This is a genomic window from Duganella sp. Dugasp56, from assembly GCF_047304105.1.
GTDB classification, from domain to species: Bacteria; Pseudomonadota; Gammaproteobacteria; order Burkholderiales; family Burkholderiaceae_D; genus Rugamonas; species Rugamonas hordei.
In genome coordinates this window covers 49,713-64,921 of sequence record NZ_JBGLYQ010000007.1, presented here as the reverse complement: position 1 = coordinate 64,921, position 15,209 = coordinate 49,713, and the positions used below count along the sequence as shown (strand labels likewise).

The window sequence follows — 15,209 nt, the reverse complement described above, 5'->3', positions numbered from 1 at the left end:
CGGTCTTTTTGCGGCGACTTCTAGGCGTAGGCTTCGGCCAAGGTCATGACGCGCGGCGCGATGGTAATGCCGATGCCGCTGAACAGCGCGGTGATGGCGGCCATATTGGCTTCCATCTCCTCCGCCTTCCAGCCCTGGAACAGGTCGGTGCCGTCCTTCTGGAAGTGCAGGTCCAGCACCTTGCCGCGGTCTTTGTGGGTGTAACCACCGCTGTAGGTATTCTTGAAGCCCATGGCGGCGAGCGCGGCCAGGATTTCGGTCGGGGGATTGTCCGGATCGGTGGCCATGAACACGCCGAAGGTCTTGCCCGGCGGTTTGGCGGCGATATCTACGTCGTAAATCCCAGGCGCTTTCGTGACGGTCGTACTTTTCAGAAATAACATGTTCTTACCCCTATCCTTTTCGCGCGCCGGCTTGTTGCTAGATTCTCAAAAGAAAACATTCTAAGAAACAAGCTTATTGCTAATTGAGCTGTTTGTCGACTAATCCCGCCACTTATTTGTGAATTCGTACCAATAAAACTGCAACGCCTACCTGAAATATAGTTAGTAAGTAGTAATTTTCAAGAAGATAACGGGCCGGGCAGCGCAGCCGGCCTACTTGCGGCGCGCCAGATCGGCGGTCGGCGCCACCAGCGCCCGGTACAACTCGCCGGTCGCCGCATCCCATTGTGTGACGGCGCGCTGCTGGCGTTCGACGGTGACCATGTCGCCGCGCGCGACCGGCCCGCTGAGCGCGGCCGCGGCGCCCAGGCGGAACACATTGGCCATCGACTCGGTGGCCAACGGCTGCGCCATCCGGCGCGCCACCGGTTCCGGAATGCCGGCCGCCTGGTAGGCGCGCAACGCCGCGTCCAGCACGGTGACCAGGTAGTTGCTGGCGAAGACGGCGGCGGCGTGATACACGGTCTTGGCCGACGCATCGATCGGCACCGGCTGCGCGCCTATCGCCTCCAGCGCCGGCGTCAGCACGGCCAGCGCGGCGGCGTCGCCTTCGATGCCGCAAAAAGTACCGGCAAATTGCGCGGCCACCGCCGCCGGATCGGCAAAGCTGCGGATCGGATGCACGCTGGCCACCCATGCGCCGGCGTCGCGCGCCGCTTGCAGCTGGGTCGAGGCCAGCGCCCCGCTGCAGTGAAACACTATGCTGCCTGCCAGCGGCACGGCCTCCGCCAGCGCCGCGCAGGCCGGAACGATCTGGTCGTCGCCGACGGCCAGCACGTGCACGGCGGCAGGCTGCAGCTGGTCGTAGCGCTCCACCGCCGCACCCGCGCCGATGAAGGCCACCGCCTGCCGCGCGCTCGACGCCGAGCGTGTCAGCACCTGCTGGACAGTGTAGCCGCCCTGCGCCGCCAACAGGCGGCCCAGCACGCGGCCCACATGGCCGGCGCCGATCAGGTTGAGCGTCGCCACCATCAGAAGCCCGATCCCGGCTGCTTCAGGAACTCGGCTTCCGCCGGCGTCGAGGTGCGGCCCAGGATCGCGTTACGGTGCGGGAAGCGGCCGAAGCGGCGTATCACTTCGCGGTGCCGTTTGGCGTAATCGAGCATGCCGGCGATGCCGTTGCTGCCTTCCATGCGCGTGAACAAAGCCACCGCCTGCTCCTGCATCGCCATGTCTTCCGCGTGCTCGAAAGGCAGGTAGACAAAGGCGCGCTGCAACGGCGGCAGTTCCAGGTCCTGTTCCGCATCGACCATGTCGAGCGCCGCCTGCAATGCCTGGTGGTCTCCGGCAAACGCCAGCGGCGTACCGCGATAAACGTTGCGGCAGAATTGGTCCAGCACCAGGATGCGCGCCAGCGCCGACTGCGGGCCTTCCGCTTCCCATCCATGCAGGCCGCCGGCCAGGGCCTGGTCTATCTGTTCGCCGAAGCGTAGCGCGATTTCACGGTCGAAGGCGTCGTCCTTCTGGAACCACTCGCGGCGCGGCGCGTCTGCCTGCTGGCCCGGCGACGGCTGGAACCAGAAATCGAATACGGCCCGGGCTTGTGCGTTCATGGTCTTAGTTCCGTGCGTGCGACAGCTGGAAGCTGTGGATACCGTCAAACACCGCCAGCTCGGCCGACAGCACCGACATCGGCGCGCCGCTGCGCTTGCTCAGCGCGATGGCGACGAAGCGCCACTCCTGCATGCCGGCATCGCTGCCGATCATCAGCGAGCCACCGGCGATTTCATAACCGCGCTGCAGCGCCAGCGCGCGCAGCGCCGGCTCTTGCGGCATATAGCCTTCCTTGAAGCGCATGGTGATCGCGATCGCATGGCGCGACGGCAGCCAGGCTTCCAACTTTGACAGGAATATCATCGCGCCGGCGCACAATATCGACAGCCCGATGGCGCCCAGGTAGAAGCCGATGCCGACCATGACACCGATCACCGACGACGCCCAGATCGACGCCGCGGTCGTCAGGCCGCTGATGTTGAAACCTTCGCGCATGATGACGCCGGCGCCGAGGAAGCCAATGCCGGTGACGATCCCCTGCACGATGCGGGTTGGATCGGAAGTCAGGATGGTGTGGCCGGCGTGGCCGCCGAACCAGTCGCCGGGATAGCCGCCGATCACCGTCAGCGCGGCGGACGCCATGCACACCAGGCCGTAGGTGCGCATGCCTGCCGCGCGGCCGTGATACGAACGCTCATAGCCGACCATCAGGCCAAGCAGCAGCGCGCCGACCAAATTGAGCAGGATGACGCCGTTGGTGGCGATCTCGTGGGCGGACCAATAGGCAAACAGGAATTCGATCGACGGCATACCCGCCCTTTCTAGTTATGTCGCGCCGCTTACGGCGCTTTTTTTACGAGCTGTTTTTCGAACGCCACATCGAGTTTGCTGACGCGCTTGGGCGCCGCAGGCGAAATGCCGTTGACGAAGGCGACGAAATCGTCCAGTTCCAGCGGCGCGCACAGCGGCGGCTGGCCGGCGCCTTCGGTCAGGAAGAAATGGCCGCTGCCGGTGCGCGACATCGAATATCTCGGATTGCCGCTGCGGACTTTCAGGCGGTCGACGGCCGTTGTGGCCCGGGTTGCGCGGCCGCTCATAGTGCCTCCGTTCGTTGGTTCAGCCACGCCAGCGCGTCGCCCGACAACAGCGGCGACAGGCGCTCGCGCACCGTGGCGTGGTAGTTGTTCAGCCATTGTTTTTCGTCGTCGCGCAGCAGATCGGCGGCCATGCAGCGGGTGTCGATCGGGCACAGCGTCAGCGTTTCGAACTGCAGGAAGTCGCCGAATTCGGTCTGGCCCGCCGGGCGGTTCAGCACCAGGTTCTCGATGCGGATGCCCCATTTGCCGGGCCGGTACAGGCCTGGCTCGATCGAGGTGATCATGCCGGGCTCCATGGCGGTATGCGGCTCCGGCATCGCGGATTGCGAAATCGACTGCGGACCTTCGTGCACGTTGAGGAAGTAGCCGACGCCGTGGCCGGTGCCGTGGCCAAAGTCCAGGCCCTCGGCCCACAGCGGCGCGCGGGCGATGGCGTCCAGCATCGGCGACCTGGTCCCGCGCGGGAAGCGCGCCGACGACAAGGCGATCACGCCCTTGAGCACCAGCGTGAAGTCGCGCTTGTGCTCCGCCGTGATGCTGCCGACGCCGACCACGCGGGTGATGTCGGTGGTGCCGCCCAGGTACTGGCCGCCGGAATCGATCAGCAGCAGGCCGTCGCCTTCAATGATGGAGTGCTGCGCCTCGGTGGCGTGGTAGTGCATGATCGCGCCGTTCGAGCGGAAGCCGGCGATGGTCGAGAAGCTCGGGCTGACGAAACCCGGACGCCGCGCGCGCGCCGCCGTGATGTGGTGGTCGATCGCCACTTCGGTCAACGGCGCGCGCTGCGGGTCGGCCAGCGTCTTTTCGAGCCAGGTGAAGAATTCGCACAGGGCGGCGCCGTCCTGCTCCATCGCCGCGCGCACGTGGGCGGCGTCCGCGTCGCTCTTTTTGGACTTGGCGAAGGTGGTCGGGTTGATCGACTCGATGACTTTGACCGTGGCCGGTATCCATTGGCGGGTGCCGTAGGTGATGCGGCGCGGGTCGATCAGCAGCGTGCTGTCGGCCGGCAGCGTGGCCAAGGCAACGGAAATCGTTTCATATGGTGCAACATCGACGCCGTCTTCCGTCAGCGCGGTGATGAGTTCGGCCGGAATCTTGCCGCCGGCGACAAACAGCGTGGCGCGGGTGGGGGCGACCAGCGCGTGCGACAGGAAGATCGGGTTGTAATTGACGTCGGCGCCGCGCAGGTTGAACAGGTAGGCGATGTCGTCGAGCGTGGAAATCAGGTGGCGCTGGGCGCCCAGCTGCTGCATCGCGCCGCGCAGCTCGGCCAGTTTTTCGGCCCGGGTTTTCGACGCGTACGGCGGCAGGTGCTGGTACACCGGCGCCGCCGGCAATGGCGGGCGGTCGGCCCAAATTTGTTGCAATAAATCAATATCGGTGCGCAGTTTGACGCCGGCGGCGGCCAGGGGCTGCTCCAGCAGGCGGGCAATCGACAGGCCCAGCACGGCGCCGTCGACGGCGGCGGTCTGGCCGGCTTTCAGGTTGGCGGCCAGCCAGTCGACATATTGGACGCTGGCGCCGGAGGTCAGTTTCATCAGCTGGATGCCGGTGCCGGCCAGTTGCTGCTCGGCCTGGGTCCAGTAGCGGGCGTCGGTCCAGACGCCGGCAAAGTCAGGCGTGACGATGAAGGTGCCGACCGAACCGGTGAAGCCGGACAGCCATTCGCGGCCCTGCCAGCGTTCGGGCAGGTATTCGGACAGGTGGGGGTCGGCCGACGGCACCATCAGCGCATCGATCTGTTGCTGATGCATCGCCGTCCTCAACAGCGCGAGGCGCTCGACGACTTGGGAGGTGTCTGGAGTTTGCATGGATTTCACTTCTAATGCGCCGCCGGTGCGGCATAGCTTGTCGCTATGATACCGCGATTGCCCGGGGCGCTGGTTCCGAAGTTTGATCTGTCGCCAGACGTATGGAAAGTGGAAATGATTTAATCGCTCAGCTTGTTACGCAACATGCCGAAAGCTATAGTGATCATGATCGTTTCATTCCAGCACAAAGGTTTACAGCGCTTTTTTGAAACCGGGAATCTCGCCGGTATTCAGCCTAAACATTCAAAGCGGCTGCAAATACTGTTGACTGCATTACACTCCGCTCAAAAAATTAATGACATGAATCAACCAGGGTATTATTTTCATCGATTGAAGGGATTAACACTGCCCCGCTGGGCAGTTACAGTAAGTGCTAATTGGCGCATGACGTTTGAATTCAATCAAGGCAATGCTTATGTAGTTGATTATGAGGATTATCACTAATGGAAATGCACAACCCTCTCCATCCTGGTGAATTTATTTTAGAAGTATATCTGCGTCCACAAAAATTAAGTGGCCGCCAATGCGCGGAAAAGTTGGGAGTAGCACCGTCAACCTTAAATCGCATTTTAAGTGGCCGTGGCAGGGTAACTGCCGCAATGGCCCAGCGCTTATCTGCAGGTTTAGGACGTTCACCTGAAAGCTGGCTCGCCATGCAAGAAATGTACGACCGCTGGCAGGCAAAGCTGCGTAGCGCCGCCTGAATATCAACTCCTCAGATTTTATTCATCATCGGGCAGGCAGCGTCGCTCCCTGATCGCCCTGCGGCGAGCTTCACATGCCGAAGTTTGGCTAGAACGCGCCAAAAATCAGCATGATTCAAGGGCATGGCACACTCCGAACAAAAAAAAACTCCCTTGCGGGAGCTTTTTTGATGATTATTGGAACCTGTTTCAGGCTTCGTAACGGCGCAAACCTTCAAGATCCAGAATGCGAATGCCGCCATAATCAAGGCTGAGCAAGCCTTGTTTTTCCAAAAGCTGCAATGCCTGGTTTGCGCGCTGCCGGGACGCGCCTGAGAGCAGCCCCAATTCCTCCTGCGATATTTGCACCAGCTTCTCCAATCCCGGATAAAGATGGGAGTTAAACATGGAAACGAGACAGCGCGCCACCCGGGTATCCGGATTCAATAAACGGTCATTTTCCACCATGCCGATAAACTGGCCCAGGCGCTCGTTCAACTGCATTAAAAGGAAACGGGTGAACGGCAAACTTGATTCCAGCAGCCAATGAAAAGTTGACATAGGCATGCGCGCGATGCGGCTATCGCGCAAGGTCATCGCATCATATTTAAGGATTTCTTTCTTTAAAAGCGAACCTTCGCCAAACCAGCCACCCGGCGGTACGCCGGTAAAAGAAACGCTTTTACCGGCAGCGGAGAAATTGGTCATCTTGACCATGCCTTCCATAATACCCAGCCAATGCTCCACCATTTCGCCCTTGCGGCAAACATAGCCGCCCTTGGGAACGAAAGTTTCAAAGGTATCGGCCTCGACGCGCGCCATTTGTTCCGGCGTCAGACCCTGGGCCCAGATCGCCGAACGCAAAGCTTCTTTTAGAGTAATTTGATTCCGATCAGACATATTGCGACGCACCATAGAAAGTTCGATCAAATGTCGCCGAAAAGACAACTTCCCTTTCTGCGGCAGGCTAATATCATCACATAAAAAAGCGGCATCATCATAAATAGATGGCAACAGGGAGACACTGGTGCATACACAGAACGAGACCTTTCCACGCTGGCTGCTGACGCATGCCCAGGTCCGCCCGGGGAAACCCGCGTTTCGCGAAAAATACCTGGGGATCTGGCAAAGCTGGACCTGGGCGCAGGTAAGCGACGAGGTGCGGGCGCTCGCTTGCGGCCTGGCGTCGCTGGGCTTCGAACGTGGCATGAACCTGGCCATCATCGGCGACAACCGTCCGCGCCTGTACTGGTCCATGCTGGCCGCGCAATGCCTGGGCGGCGTACCGGTCCCCCTGTACCAGGACGCCCCCGCCGCCGACATGGCCTATGTGCTGGAAAACGCCGAGATCCGCTACGCCGTCGTCGAAGACCAGGAACAGGTCGACAAGCTGCTTGAATTGCAATCTTTATATCCACACATCGAGCACATCGCCTACGACGACGAGCGCGGCATGCGCCACTACCGCCAGACCGGCCTGCTGTCCTTCGCCCGGCTGCAGGAGCTGGGCCGCGAATGGGACAAGGCCAATCCCGGCAAGTTCGACGCCGCCGTCAACGCCGGCAAGGGCGGCGACAACGCCATCATCCTCTACACCTCCGGCACCACCGGCAAGCCGAAAGGCGTGTGCCAGACCCACGCCGCGCTGATCGCGGCCGGCACCGGCGGCGTCGGCTTTGAAAAGCTCACCGACGAGGAAGACATCCTGTCCTACCTGCCGATGGCCTGGGTGGGTGACTGCCTGTTCTCCTTCGCCCAGGCGATGACGGCCGGCTTCACAGTCAACTGTCCCGAATCCGGCGACACCGTGATGACCGACATGCGCGAAATCGGCCCTACTTATTACTTCGCTCCGCCACGTGTGTTCGAGAACATGCTGACCACGGTGATGATACGGATGGAGGACGCGGGCGCGATCAAGCGCCGCATGTTCCATCACTTCATGGCGGTGGCCCGCCGCTGCGGTTCCGACATCCTCGACGGCAAGCCGGTGCCGCCGGGCGACCGGCTGTCGTACGCGCTGGGCAAGGCGCTGGTCTACGGTCCGCTGAAAAACGTGCTGGGCCTCTCGCGCGTGCGGGTCGCCTACACCGCAGGCGCGGCGATCGGCCCGGACCTGTTTCGCTTCTACCGCTCCATCGGCGTCAACCTGAAGCAGTTCTACGGCTCCACCGAAACCTGCGCCTATATATGTCTGCAGCCGAACGGCCAGATCAAGTTCGACAGCGTCGGCCTGCCGGCGCCGGGCGTGGAGGTCAAGCTGGCCGACAACGGCGAGGTTCTGGTCAAATCGCCAACCTTGATGGACTGCTATTACAAGCGTCCCGACGCCACCGCCGAGGCGATCGACGCGCAGGGCTACTTCCATACCGGCGACGCCGGCCTGTTCGACCACGAAGGCCACCTGAAGATCATCGACCGCGCGGCGGACGTGGGCAGGATGAACGGCGGCGCCATCTTCGCGCCCAACTACGTCGAGAACAAACTCAAGTTCTTCCCCTTCATCAAGGAGGCGGTGGTGTTCGGCGATAAGCGCGACGAGGTCTGCGCCTTCATCAACATCGACATCGAGGCCGTGGGCAACTGGGCCGAGCGCCGCAGCATCGCCTATTCGGGCTACACCGACCTGGCCGCGCATCCGCAGGTCTATGGCCTGGTGCGCGACTGCATCGAGCAGGTCAACGCCGACCTGGCCGCCGAGCCGATGATGAGCGACACGCAGATCCACCGCTACCTGATGCTGCACAAGGAGCTCGATCCCGACGACGACGAGCTGACACGCACGCGCAAGGTGCGGCGCAAGTTCATCGCCGAAAAATACGCGGTGCTGATCGATGCGCTCTACAGCGGCAAGACTTCGCAGTACATCGAAACGCAGGTCAAGTTCGAGGATGGGCGCACCGGGCTGGTGGCGGCGGATCTGAAGATCGAACCGTGCAAGACCTTCCCTGCCATCCAGGCAGCGGCCTAGGTCGGAATGGAGGACGACACCATGCAAATGAACGAACCAGACGCCCATTTCGGCACCGATCCAACGCGCCGCAAGATCGGGCCGGTGATTCTCGACCTGAAAAATATCTCGCTGTCTTTCGGCGGCGTGAAAGCGCTGACCGATATTTCCTTCGACGTGAAGCAGCATGAAATCCGCGCCATCATCGGCCCGAACGGCGCCGGTAAGAGCTCGATGCTGAACGTGATCAACGGCGTGTACCGCCCGCAGCAGGGGGAGATCATCTATCGCGGCGAACATCGCAAGAATATGGATGTGCATGCGGCGGCCAAGTCCGGCATCGCCCGCACCTTCCAGAACATCGCGCTGTTCAAGGGCATGACGGTCCTCGACAACATCATGACCGGCCGTAACCTGAAGATGAAATCGAACTTCCTGATGCAGGCCCTGTACTGGGGCCCGGCCCGACGCGAGGAAATCGCCCACCGCGTCAAGGCGGAAGAAATCATCGACTTCCTGGAGATCCAGGCGATCCGCAAGACGCCGGTGGGCCGCCTGCCGTATGGCCTGCAGAAGCGCGTGGAGCTGGGCCGCGCGCTGGCCGCCGAGCCGGAGATCCTGCTGCTGGACGAACCGATGGCCGGCATGAACGTCGAAGAGAAACAGGACATGTGCCGCTTCATCCTCGACGTCAACGACCAATTCGGCACCACCATCGTGCTGATCGAGCACGACATGGGCGTGGTGATGGATATCTCGGACCGCGTGGTGGTGCTCGACTACGGCAAGAAAATCGGCGACGGCACGCCGGACGAGGTCCGCTGCAACCAGGACGTGATCAACGCTTACCTTGGAGGTGGAGTAGGGAATTCAGGCAGCATGCTGCCTGCCTACGGAACGGACTGCCCATGAATGGGCAGTCTCCCGCCTGCAATCTGACAGGGTCTTAAAATGAACATCAATTTCTTCTTTGAGGTGCTGATCGGCGGCCTACTGTCGGGCGTGATGTATGCGCTGGTGGCGATCGGCTTTGTGCTGATCTACAAGGCTTCCGGCGTGTTCAACTTCGCCCAGGGCGCGATGGTGTTCTTCGCCGCGCTGACCTGCGTCGGCATCGTCGACAACTTCGGCGTATCGCTGTGGGTGGCGATACCGCTGACCATCGTCGTCATGATCCTGCTCGGCATCGCGATCGAGCGGGTGGTGCTGCGGCCGTTGGTCAACCAGCCGGAGATCACGCTGTTCATGGCCACCATCGGCCTGGCTTTCTTCATCGAAGGCCTGGCGCAGCTGATGTGGGGCGCGCAGGTGCACAAGCTGGAACTGCCGATCGAGGACGTGCCGTCCGAATACCTGATGAACAAATTTAACATCCTGGTGTCGCAGTTCGACATCATGGCGGCGGCGGTGTGCGGCCTGCTGGTGACCACACTGGCCCTGCTGTTCTCCAAGACCAAGGTGGGCCGCGCGCTGCGCGCCGTGGCGGACGACCATCAGGCGGCGCTGGCGGTGGGCATTCCGCTACAGCGCATCTGGGCGGTGCTGTGGGCGGTGGCCGGGTTGGTCGCGCTGGTGGCGGGCCTGCTGTGGGGCGCCCGCAACGGCGTGCAGTTCGCGCTGACCTTCGTGGCGCTGAAGGCGCTGCCGGTGCTGATACTGGGCGGCTTTACCTCGATGCCGGGCGCCATCGTCGGCGGTCTGATTATCGGCGCCTCCGAGAAGTTGGCCGAGGTGTATATCGGCCCGCTGGTCGGCGGCGGCATCGAGGGCTGGTTCCCGTATGTGCTGGCCCTGTTGTTCCTGCTGGTGCGGCCGGAAGGCCTGTTCGGCGAAAAAATCATCCGCAGAATCTGAGAGGCCAGAATGCTCTACCGCGAAGCAGGACAATTTAAAACCAGCTATCAGGCCGACAGCCAGATCTTCCCCATCCTGCAGGACCGCATCGCGCTGTTCGCGCTGCTGGCCGTGGCGATTGTGGTCGTGCCGCTGTTCGCATCGCCGTACACGCTGTCGGCGATCCTGATCCCCTTCCTGATCTTCTCGCTGGCAGCGCTGGGCCTGAACATCCTGACCGGCTATGCCGGCCAGCTGTCGCTGGGCACGGCCGCCTTCATGGCGGTCGGCGCCTTCGCCTCGTATAACTTCCTGGCCCGGCTGCCCGGCCTGCCGGTGCTGCTGGCGTTCGTGCTGGGCGGCTTGAGCGCGGCGCTGGTCGGCATCGCCTTCGGCCTGCCGTCGCTGCGGATACGCGGCTTCTACCTGGCCGCGTCGACGCTGGCCACGCAGTTCTTCGTGGTCTGGTGCCTGACCAAGATCCCCTACCTCACCAACTACAGCAGCTCCGGCGTCATCACCGCGCAGAAGATCGTCATCCTCGGCTACCAGTTCGACACGCCGGACCGCAAATACCTGCTGGTGCTGGGCGTGGTGGCCGTGATGGCGCTGCTGGCCAAGAACATGATCCGCTCCAACGTCGGCCGCTCGTGGATGGCGGTGCGCGACATGGACGTGGCGGCCGAGGTGATCGGCTTCCGCCTGATGCGCACCAAGCTGCTGGCCTTCGCCGTCAGCTCGTTCTACTGCGGCGTGGCCGGCGCGCTGTACGCGTACGCCTACCTCGGCACCGTGGAGCCGGAAGCCTACAACCTCGACCTGTCGTTCCGCATCCTGTTCATGGTCATCATCGGCGGCGTCGGTTCGGTGCTGGGATCCTTCCTCGGCGCGGCGTTCATCGTGCTGCTGCCGGTGTTCCTGAATATTTTCGCGCACAGCCTGGCGCTGCCGACCAGCGTGGCGTCGAACCTGGAGTTGATGGTGTTTGGCGCGCTGATCATATTTTTCCTGATCGTCGAGCCTCACGGCCTGGCGCGTTTGTGGCAAATCGGTAAAGAGAAGTTGCGTCTGTGGCCGTTCCCGCACTGAACGCATAAAACTATAACTTGAGGAGAAGATTATGAAGCGCATCGCATCCATCATCGCACTCGGACTCACACTGGCATCCGCCGGTACCGCATGGGCGCAAGACCAGTACGTCGCCCTGCCCTCCTATCGCGTCGGTCCTTACGCGGCCGGTGGTTCCGGCTTCTACGGCGGCATCATCGACTACTTCAACCTGGTCAACCTGTCGGGCGGCGTCAACGGCGTGAAGATCTCGTGGGAAGAATGCGAGACCGAATACAACCCGTCGCGCGGCGTCGAATGCTACGAACGGCTGAAGACCAAGAACGGCGGCGCCACGCTGGTCGAGCCGCTGTCGACCGGCGTCGCCTACGGCGTGCTCGATCGCCTGGCCAACGACAAGATTCCGATGACGATGATCGGCTACGGCCGCTCGGACGCCGCCAACGGCAAGGTCTTCCCCTACGTCTTCCCGCTGATCACCAGCTACTGGAATCAGGCGGCCGCTATGATCAAATACCTTGGTGATAAAAGCGGCGGCATGGACAAGCTGAAGGGCAAGAAGATCGTCCACCTGTACCACGACTCGGCGTTCGGCAAGGAACCCTTGCCGGTGCTGGAAGCCTTGTCCAAGCAGTACGGCTTCGACCTGATCAAGATTCCCGTCACGCCGCCGGGCAGCGAACAGCAGTCGCAGTGGCTGCAGATCCGCCAGGCCAATCCGGACTACGTGATCCTGTGGGGATGGGGTTCGATGAACGCGGTCGCCATCAAGACCGCGCAGCGCAACGGCTTCCCGCGCGAGAAAATGCTCGGCGTATGGTGGGCCGGATCGGAAGAAGATACCGTACCTACGGGCGATGCGGCCAAGGGCTACAGCGCGATGACCTTCAACACGCCGGGCAACTACCCCGTGATGGATGAGATCCACAAGAAAATCTACGACGCCGGCAAGGGCAACCTGGCCGACCGCAGCCGCATCGGCTCCGTGTACCACATGCGCGGCGTCAGCGCGGCGATCCTGTGGGTCGAGGCGATGCGCACCGCGCAGGAAAAATTCGGCAAGGGCAAACCGGTCACCGGCGAGCAAATGCGTTGGGGCCTGGAACACCTGAACGTCGACGAGGCGCGCCAGAAAGCCATCGGCGCGTTCGGCATGCTGCCGGTGGTTAAAACCAGCTGCGACGATCATGAAGGCTCAGGCGCGGTCAAGGTCCAGCAATGGGACGGCAAGAAGTGGAACGCCATCACGCCGAACTGGATCGTCGGCGACAAGGCCTTGACGCGCAAGCTGCTGGAGGAAAGCTCCGCAGCCTATGCCGCCGAGAAGAAAATCACGCCGGCCTGCGCAAAATGACGACACCTTATCTCTCGGTGAATAACGTGGAAGTCATCTACGACCACGTTATCCTGGTGCTCAAAGGCGTGTCGCTGCAGGTCCCGCAAGGGAAGATCGTGGCCCTGCTGGGCGCCAACGGCGCCGGCAAGTCCACCACGCTGAAGACCATCTCCACGCTGCTGCGCGGCGAACGGGGCGACGTCACCAAGGGCGAAGTCCAGTTCAAGGGCGAGCGCATCGACCAGCTGACGCCGAATGAACTGGTCAAGCGCGGCCTGTCGCAGGTGATGGAAGGCCGCCACTGCTTCGGCCACCTGACCATCGAGGAAAACCTGCTCACCGGCGCCTACACGCGCAGCGCATCGCGCGCGGAGCTGAAGGAATCGCTGGAAAAGGTCTACCACTACTTCCCGCGGCTGCGGGAACGCCGTGGCAGCCAGGCCGGCTACACCTCGGGTGGCGAGCAGCAGATGTGCGCCATCGGCCGCGCGCTGATGGCCAAGCCGTCGATGATCCTGCTGGACGAGCCGTCGATGGGCATCGCGCCGCAGATCGTCGATGAGATCTTCGGCATCGTGAAGGACTTGAACAGCAAGGAGAACGTCTCCTTCCTGCTGGCCGAGCAGAACACCAGCATCGCGCTGCGCTACGCCGATTTCGGCTACATCCTGGAAAACGGCCGCGTGGTGATGGAAGGCGCGGCTTCCGAATTGGCCAGCAACGAAGACGTCAAGGAGTTCTACCTCGGCGTTTCAGGCGCCGGCCGCAAGAGCTTCCGCGACATGAAATTTTACCGCCGCCGCAAACGCTGGCTGGCATAAGGACTAAGGACAGCAACGAATGAATATCAAGAAGGCCAAAGCCTTGTGCCGCAGCTTTGCCGGCGCCACCGAAGACACCAAGTGGGGCGCCGACCTCGTCTTCTCGGTCGGCGAAAAAATGTTCGCCGTCACCTCGCTCGACGACAACGCCAAGGGCATCAGCTTCAAGGTGGACGACGATCGTTTTCTCGAACTGACCGACCGCCCCGGCATCATTCCCGCGCCGTACCTGGCGCGCGCGAAATGGGTCTATATCGAGGACCTGAAGTCAGTCAGCGATGCCGAAGCCGCGGAACTGCTGAAGCGTTCCTACGAGCTGGTGTTCGCCAAACTGACCAAGAAGCTGCAACGCGAAATACAAGGATAAGCACATGGCCGATACCCTCGATAGCCTGGAAGTGCGCCCGCCGGAACAACGCGAGCGCGAACTGATGGCGCGCCTGCCGCAGTTGGTGGCGCGCGCGAAGGCCGCCGCCGGCTGGTCGCGCATACTCGAAAACGTGGACGCCGCCAGCATCAACAGCCGCGCCGCGCTGGCCACGCTGCCGGTCACGCGCAAATCGGATCTGCACGCGCTGCAAAAAAAACAGGCGCCGTTCGGCGGCCTGAATACAACCCCGGCCGGTCAGCTGGCGCGGGTGTACATGTCGCCCGGCCCGATCTTCGATCCCGAAGGCCGCAGCCAGGACTGGTGGCGTTTCGCGCGGCCGATGTATGCGGCCGGCGTGCGTCCCGGCGGCCTGCTGCAGAACTGCTTCTCCTATCACTTCACGCCGGCCGCCTTCATGGTGGAAGGCGGCGCCGCCCGCATCGGCTGCGCCGTGATACCGGCCGGCGCCGGCCAGACCGAAATGCAGGTGCAGGCCATCAGCGCGCTGCGCCCCGATACCTACATCGGCACGCCGTCCTTCCTGAAGATCATCATCGAGAAGGCGCGGGAACTGGGCGCGGACGTCAGCAGCATCAGGCAGGCGCTGATGAGCGCGGAGGCGCTGCCCGAATCGCTGCGCACCTGGTTCGCCGAGAACGGTGTGCCGCACGTGCTGCAGGCGTATGCGTCGGCCGATATCGGCAGCATCGCCTACGAAACCCGCAGCGGCGATGTGCGCCATCCGGGCATGGTGCTCGACGAGGACGTGATACTGGAAATCGTCCGCCCCGGCAGCGGCGATCCCGTGCCGCCGGGCGAGATCGGCGAAGTGGTGCTCACCGTTTTCAACCCCGACTATCCGCTGATACGCTTTGCCACCGGCGACCTGTCGGCGGTGCTGACCGGCGTGCCGGACTCGCCTTGCGGCCGCACCAACACCCGCATCAAAGGCTGGATGGGCCGCGCCGACCAGACCACCAAGGTGCGCGCGATGTTCGTCCACCCGTCGCAAGTGCATGCCGTCACGCAGCGGCATCCGGAAATCGTCAAGGCGCGGCTGGTGGTCTCCGGCCAGATGGCGCAGGATGTGATGACGCTGCACTGCGAGGTGGCCGATCCCGGTTCCGCAAGCGCCGGCGCCATTGTCGAATCGATACGAGACCTGACCAAGCTGCGGGGCGAGGTGCAATTTGCCGGCATCGGCAGCCTCCCCAACGACGGCAAGGTGATCGACGACGTGCGTGATTATAAGTAGGACAACGTTTGTGGCATAAATCCAACGCCAAGCGTAGGGCCGGGATAT

General features: G+C 62.5%; 17 protein-coding genes. 10 read left to right on the top strand and 7 right to left on the bottom strand.

The window, feature by feature from the left end:
- Positions 1-20: 20 nt before the first annotated feature.
- The 6 genes from ACCD07_RS06450 to ACCD07_RS06425 all read right to left on the bottom strand — a co-directional run bounded on the left by ACCD07_RS06450 (position 21) and on the right by ACCD07_RS06425 (position 4,845).
- Positions 21-383 (bottom strand): hypothetical protein, encoded by a 363-nt coding sequence (locus ACCD07_RS06450; protein ID WP_176653148.1) that lies wholly within the window; start codon positions 381-383, stop codon positions 21-23.
- Between the two features lie 213 nt (positions 384-596).
- A complete protein-coding gene (locus ACCD07_RS06445; RefSeq protein WP_413446841.1) occupies positions 597-1,415 on the bottom strand; it encodes a Rossmann-like and DUF2520 domain-containing protein in 819 nt (272 codons plus the stop codon).
- Positions 1,415-1,996, bottom strand: a complete 582-nt coding sequence (locus ACCD07_RS06440) for a DUF924 family protein (protein ID WP_413446840.1) — start codon at positions 1,994-1,996, stop codon at positions 1,415-1,417. Before ACCD07_RS06440 ends, ACCD07_RS06445 begins: the two co-directional genes overlap by 1 nt.
- 4 nt (positions 1,997-2,000) lie before the next feature.
- Positions 2,001-2,747: an MgtC/SapB family protein gene (locus tag ACCD07_RS06435; RefSeq protein WP_176653151.1), complete on the bottom strand. Its 747-nt coding sequence runs from the start codon at positions 2,745-2,747 to the stop codon at positions 2,001-2,003.
- 29 nt (positions 2,748-2,776) lie between these two features.
- Positions 2,777-3,034: a hypothetical protein gene (locus tag ACCD07_RS06430; protein ID WP_413446839.1), complete on the bottom strand. Its 258-nt coding sequence runs from the start codon at positions 3,032-3,034 to the stop codon at positions 2,777-2,779.
- On the bottom strand, positions 3,031-4,845 hold the full coding sequence (locus ACCD07_RS06425) for an aminopeptidase P family protein (protein WP_413446838.1): 1,815 nt from the start codon (positions 4,843-4,845) through the stop codon (positions 3,031-3,033). Before ACCD07_RS06425 ends, ACCD07_RS06430 begins: the two co-directional genes overlap by 4 nt.
- Before the next feature lie 165 nt (positions 4,846-5,010).
- Here ACCD07_RS06425 and ACCD07_RS06420 point away from each other — a divergent pair, with 165 nt between their 5' ends.
- Both ACCD07_RS06420 and ACCD07_RS06415 read left to right on the top strand, forming a co-directional pair.
- Positions 5,011-5,289: a type II toxin-antitoxin system RelE/ParE family toxin gene (locus tag ACCD07_RS06420; protein ID WP_413446837.1), complete on the top strand. Its 279-nt coding sequence runs from the start codon at positions 5,011-5,013 to the stop codon at positions 5,287-5,289.
- The gene (locus tag ACCD07_RS06415) at positions 5,289-5,549 is read left to right on the top strand and encodes a HigA family addiction module antitoxin (protein WP_413446836.1); all 261 of its coding nucleotides are present in this window, start codon (positions 5,289-5,291) and stop codon (positions 5,547-5,549) included. Before ACCD07_RS06420 ends, ACCD07_RS06415 begins: the two co-directional genes overlap by 1 nt.
- 189 nt (positions 5,550-5,738) lie before the next feature.
- Here the strand turns inward: ACCD07_RS06415 and ACCD07_RS06410 are convergent, their stop codons facing one another.
- Positions 5,739-6,428: a Crp/Fnr family transcriptional regulator gene (locus ACCD07_RS06410; protein WP_176653484.1), complete on the bottom strand. Its 690-nt coding sequence runs from the start codon at positions 6,426-6,428 to the stop codon at positions 5,739-5,741.
- Positions 6,429-6,552: 124 nt separating this feature from the next.
- Here ACCD07_RS06410 and ACCD07_RS06405 point away from each other — a divergent pair, with 124 nt between their 5' ends.
- Genes ACCD07_RS06405 through ACCD07_RS06370 form a run of 8 tightly spaced genes read left to right on the top strand, consistent with a single transcriptional unit; the run spans position 6,553 to position 15,161 of the window.
- Positions 6,553-8,499, top strand: a complete 1,947-nt coding sequence (locus tag ACCD07_RS06405; protein WP_413446913.1) for an AMP-binding protein — start codon at positions 6,553-6,555, stop codon at positions 8,497-8,499.
- Positions 8,500-8,520: 21 nt separating this feature from the next.
- Positions 8,521-9,390 carry an ABC transporter ATP-binding protein gene (locus ACCD07_RS06400; protein ID WP_176653156.1) on the top strand — a complete coding sequence of 290 codons (870 nt, stop codon included), beginning with the start codon at positions 8,521-8,523 and terminating at the stop codon, positions 9,388-9,390.
- Between the two features lie 45 nt (positions 9,391-9,435).
- Positions 9,436-10,332 (top strand): branched-chain amino acid ABC transporter permease, encoded by an 897-nt coding sequence (locus ACCD07_RS06395; RefSeq protein WP_176653485.1) that lies wholly within the window; start codon positions 9,436-9,438, stop codon positions 10,330-10,332.
- Positions 10,333-10,341: 9 nt separating this feature from the next.
- The gene (locus ACCD07_RS06390) at positions 10,342-11,400 is read left to right on the top strand and encodes a branched-chain amino acid ABC transporter permease (RefSeq protein ID WP_176653157.1); all 1,059 of its coding nucleotides are present in this window, start codon (positions 10,342-10,344) and stop codon (positions 11,398-11,400) included.
- Positions 11,401-11,431: 31 nt separating this feature from the next.
- Entirely contained in the window at positions 11,432-12,733 is a 1,302-nt protein-coding gene (locus tag ACCD07_RS06385) for an ABC transporter substrate-binding protein (protein WP_176653158.1), read from the top strand.
- A complete protein-coding gene (locus ACCD07_RS06380) occupies positions 12,730-13,536 on the top strand; it encodes an ABC transporter ATP-binding protein (protein WP_176653159.1) in 807 nt (268 codons plus the stop codon). The genes ACCD07_RS06385 and ACCD07_RS06380 overlap by 4 nt, the downstream gene beginning before the upstream one ends.
- A 19-nt stretch (positions 13,537-13,555) precedes the next feature.
- Positions 13,556-13,903, top strand: coding sequence for an MmcQ/YjbR family DNA-binding protein (locus ACCD07_RS06375; protein ID WP_413446835.1), 348 nt, complete (start codon positions 13,556-13,558; stop codon positions 13,901-13,903).
- Between the two features lie 4 nt (positions 13,904-13,907).
- Positions 13,908-15,161, top strand: coding sequence for a phenylacetate--CoA ligase family protein (locus ACCD07_RS06370; protein ID WP_413446834.1), 1,254 nt, complete (start codon positions 13,908-13,910; stop codon positions 15,159-15,161).
- The last annotated feature ends 48 nt before the right edge of the window (positions 15,162-15,209 follow it).